General features: G+C 62.8%; 5 protein-coding genes. All 5 read right to left on the reverse strand.

The features are described from left to right. Positions 1-431 (reverse strand): ATP-binding cassette domain-containing protein (locus EOA60_RS21935; RefSeq protein ID WP_128311871.1); only part of this gene is annotated, 431 nt, incomplete at its 3' end. 52 nt (positions 432-483) lie between these two features. Then, positions 484-1,368 (reverse strand): sulfate ABC transporter permease subunit CysW, encoded by an 885-nt coding sequence (gene cysW / locus EOA60_RS21940; RefSeq protein ID WP_067328919.1) that lies wholly within the window; start codon positions 1,366-1,368, stop codon positions 484-486. Beyond that, positions 1,361-2,212, reverse strand: coding sequence for a sulfate ABC transporter permease subunit CysT (gene cysT / locus EOA60_RS21945; protein ID WP_066990552.1), 852 nt, complete (start codon positions 2,210-2,212; stop codon positions 1,361-1,363). The genes cysW and cysT overlap by 8 nt, the downstream gene beginning before the upstream one ends. Before the next feature lie 109 nt (positions 2,213-2,321). Continuing rightward, positions 2,322-3,350: a sulfate ABC transporter substrate-binding protein gene (locus tag EOA60_RS21950; RefSeq protein ID WP_067328921.1), complete on the reverse strand. Its 1,029-nt coding sequence runs from the start codon at positions 3,348-3,350 to the stop codon at positions 2,322-2,324. Between the two features lie 200 nt (positions 3,351-3,550). After that, a partial coding sequence (locus tag EOA60_RS21955) for a M15 family metallopeptidase (protein ID WP_128311873.1) occupies positions 3,551-4,080 on the reverse strand: 530 nt, incomplete at its 5' end.

A 4,080-nucleotide genomic window follows, 5' to 3' on the forward strand; every position in this document is an offset into this window, starting at 1 on the left:
CGCTGGCGCTGGCCGCCGGAAAGCTGCGCCGGATAGCGCTTTTCCAGCCCCGACAGCTGGACGAGGTCGAGGAGTTCCGAAGCGCGGCGGCGGATCTCCTGTGCCGAGGGACGCGCGGCGCCGTGCCGGACCTTGAGGCCGAAGCCGATATTGTCGGCAACCGTCATGTGTCGGAACAGAGCGTAATGCTGGAATACGAAGCCGACATTGCGCTCCTGGATCGACTTCTGCGAGGCATCCTCTTCGCCGAAGAAGATGGCGCCCTTGGTGGGCCGCTCCAGGCCGGCGATCAGGCGGAGCAGCGTCGTCTTGCCGGAACCGGATGGCCCGAGCAGCGCGATAAGCTCGCCCGACCTGATGTCGAGCGAAACGTCGTGGAGCGCCGGAAACCGCTCGAACTCCTTGCGCACGTTGACAACGCGAACTTCCATACAGATCCCTCAATCAGTTGATGCATGCTACGCGGTTTCGGGCGGCATGCATCTAATGTCCGCGCGTCGCGGCAATCTCGGCGCCGTAGCGCATCTCCAGAAGTGTTTTCAAGACCAGCGTCACCAAAGCCAGGCCGGCAAGCAGCGAGGCGACCGCGAAGGCCCCGACGGCGTTATACTCATTGTAGAGAATTTCCACATGCAGCGGCATGGTGTTGGTGAGGCCGCGAATGTGACCTGAGACCACCGACACGGCGCCGAACTCGCCCATGGCGCGCGCGTTGCAGAGTAGCACGCCGTAGAGCAGACCCCATTTGACGTTGGGCAGCGTCACATACCAGAAGGCCTGCCAGCCATTGGCGCCGAGTGACAGAGCCGCCTCCTCGTCGCCATTGCCCTGTTCCTGCATCAGCGGGATCAGCTCGCGGGCGACGAAGGGGAAGGTGACGAAGATGGTTGCGAGCACAATGCCCGGCACGGCGAACAGGATGACGATGCCATGCGCCTTCAGCCACGCGCCGAGCAGGCCTTGAGCCCCGAAGAGGAGCACATAAACCAGGCCGGAAATGACGGGCGACACCGAGAACGGCAGGTCGATGAGGGTGGTCAGAAAGGCCTTGCCCTTGAACTCGAACTTGGCGATCGCCCAGGCAGCCGAGATGCCGAAAATGAGGTTGAGCGGCACGGAGATCGCCGCCACCAGCAGCGTCAGGCGGATCGCCGAGCGCGTGTCGGGGCTGGCAAGCGCCTCCGTGTAGGCGCCGATGCCTTTGCTAAGCGCCTCGTGGAAGACAACGATCAGCGGCAGAAGCAGGAAGACGGCGAGGAAGGCGAAGGCTATTCCCATCGCCACCCAGCGCACCGGCCTGCTTTCGGTCACCGCGGCCGACTGGCTTTCGTGATGCGGTTCGTAGGATTTGATCTCGGGATCAGCCATAGCGCTTGCGGCTCCATGTCTGGACGAGGTTGACGACCAAAAGCATCACGAAGGACAGCGCCAGCATGATCGCGGCGATCGCGGTCGCCGCCTCGTAATTGTATTCCTCGAGCCGGATGACGATGAGGAGCGGCGCGATCTCCGACTTGAAGGGCAGGTTGCCGGCGATGAAGATGACCGAGCCGTATTCGCCGACACCGCGCGCGAAGGCGAGCGAGAAGCCGGTGACGATGGCCGGCGCCAGTCCCGGGAAGAGCACACGAGTGATGGTCTGGAAGCGGTTGGCGCCAAGCGTGGCGGCAGCTTCCTCGACCTCCCTGTCGAGCTCCTCCATGATTGGCTGGACGGTGCGCACCACGAAGGGTAGGCCGATGAACACCAAGGCGATGACGATGCCGAGCGGGGTGTAGGCGACCTTTATGCCGAGCGGCATCAGAAGCTGGCCGATCCAGCCATTCGGCGCATAGAGTGTGGTGAGCGCGATACCGGCGACTGCGGTGGGCAAGGCGAAGGGCAGGTCGACCATCGCATCGGCGATGCGTCGGCCGGGGAAGCGGTAGCGGACCAGCACCCAGGCGACGATGGTGCCGAAGACGACGTTGACCGCGGCGGCCAGGAAGGCGGTGCCGAAGCTGATCTTCAGCGCATTGAGAGTGCGCCGGTCGACGGCGATCGCCCAGAAGTCGGTCCAGCCGAGCGCGGCCGAACGCCAGACCAGCCCCGAAAGCGGAATGAGGATGATGAGCGTGAGGTAGGCAAGCGAGAAGCCGAGCGTCAATCCGAAGCCCGGAATGACACTCGGCTGTCTGAACCGCCACCCCGCCTTGGCGGGTGCTGTGTTCATGCTGTTCTGGATCGTCCCTTCTTACTCAGACCAGAGTGCCCTTCGCCTCGGCTGGGGCACTCGTACAATAGACCCAATCAGGTTTCATCCGGCCTATGGCCGCCATGCTTCATTGGGCGGGCTTGTAAATCTGGTCGAATATACCACCGTCGCCGAAATGATAAGGCTGCGCCTTCTTCCAACCGCCGAATTGCGGATCGTCGATGGTGACGAGCTTGATTGCCGGTAGCTTGGCGAGATCCTCGGCAGGCACCAGGTCGGGCTTGGCCGGACGATAGTGGTTCTTGGCGATGATGGTCTGGGCTTCCTTCGAATAGAGCCAGCTCAGATAAGCCTCGGCGACCTTGCGGGTGCCCTTGGCGTCGACATTGCCGTCGACGACGGCGACCGGCGGCTCGGCCAGGATCGAGGTCGGCGGGTAGACGATGTCGAAATTGTCGGCGCCGAATTCATCGAGCGCGAGATAGGCTTCGTTCTCCCAGGCGATCAGCACGTCGCCCAGCCCCTTCTGCGCAAAGGTCACCGTCGAGCCGCGGGCACCGGTATCGAGGACGGGGACATTCGCATAGAGCTTGCCGACGAACTCCTTGGTCTTGGCTTCGTCATTGCCGTCATTGGCATTGGCATAGGCCCAGGCGGCGAGGTAGTTCCAGCGCGCGCCGCCCGAGGTCTTCGGGTTCGGCGTGATTACCTGGACGCCGTCCTTCACCAGATCGTTCCAGTCATGGATGTCCTTGGGATTGCCCTTGCGCACCAGGAAGATGATGGTCGAGGTGTAGGGGGCCGAGTTGTTCTCGAACTTCGTGCGCCAGTCCGGATTGATCTTTTTCGTCTTCGCGGCAATGGCGTTGATGTCGCCTTCGAGCGCCAGCGTCACGACATCGGCGTCGAGACCGTCGATAACGGCTCGCGCTTGGGCGCCGGATCCGCCATGCGACTGTTGGATGGTAACGGTTTCTCCGGTCTCCGCCTTCCAGTGCGCGGTGAAGGCCTCGTCATAGGCTTTGTAGAGCTCACGTGTCGGGTCGTAGGACACATTCAGAATGGTCGTATCGGCAAATGCGAAACCGAGCGAGCCGAACTGGACAGATGTGGCGACCAGCGCGCCGAGCAGTTTCCCGAAATGAGGGTTGGTCATTTCCGCCTCCGTTGAACGGCCCGAACTCTAGCGAATTTATAGAAATTAGATGCACTCAATGTTGCCTTTTTCATCTCCTTGCAGCAATTTTTCGCCGAGGGGCGGCCAGTCGAGGAAATATCTTCCTCACTTGCCAGCAGCGTGGTTCCTCGTCAGCGGGCCTAATTGGAACCGGCCGCGATCCGGGCAAGTCCTGTGCCCTAGTCGGCGGTCACCGGAAAATCGAAGCGCTGCTTTGGGAACGGCTCGTCGGCGAGGGTGAAATGCCACCATTCGCGCGCATAGTTGCGGAAGCCGGCGGCGCGCATGGCCGAAAGCAGCATCGTGCGGTTTGCCGTCGCTTGGAGGGGCAGCGGGCGGTGGGCCGTCTCGCTCGCCGAATCGAAACAGTCGAATCCGGTGCCGAAGTCGAGCGTGCGGGCGTCAGTCGCGCCGCAAGCGGAATGAGCCGGGCTTGTCTTGTCAAGCTCAGCGACGGCGAGGTCAACGGTCGAGCCCCGCGAGCGGCTGGACAGTTCGCCGACATAGCCCTCGGCGATGAGGTCGCCGCGCTCGACCGTCGGATACCATTGCGGATCGGGCGGGCCGCATTGCCTTGTCCATCTGACCATGTCGGCGACGGCGCGTGCCGGGCGGTAACAGTCGAAGACGATCAGCGTGAGGCCCTCGGCCGTCGTTGCTTTCTGGACGCCGGACAGCGCCTTCGCCGCCGGCGCGGTCAGGATGCAGA

The organism is Mesorhizobium sp. M1A.F.Ca.IN.020.06.1.1, from assembly GCF_004023265.1.
Lineage (GTDB): Bacteria > Pseudomonadota > Alphaproteobacteria > Rhizobiales > Rhizobiaceae > Mesorhizobium.

Excerpts from the sequence above, each read along its gene's own strand:
- cysW (WP_067328919.1), bottom strand. The coding sequence starts at position 1,368 with ATGGCTGATCCCGAGATCAAATCCTACGAACCGCATCACGAAAGCCAG.
- cysT (WP_066990552.1), bottom strand. The coding sequence starts at position 2,212 with ATGAACACAGCACCCGCCAAGGCGGGGTGGCGGTTCAGACAGCCGAGT.
- EOA60_RS21950 (WP_067328921.1), bottom strand. The coding sequence starts at position 3,350 with ATGACCAACCCTCATTTCGGGAAACTGCTCGGCGCGCTGGTCGCCACA.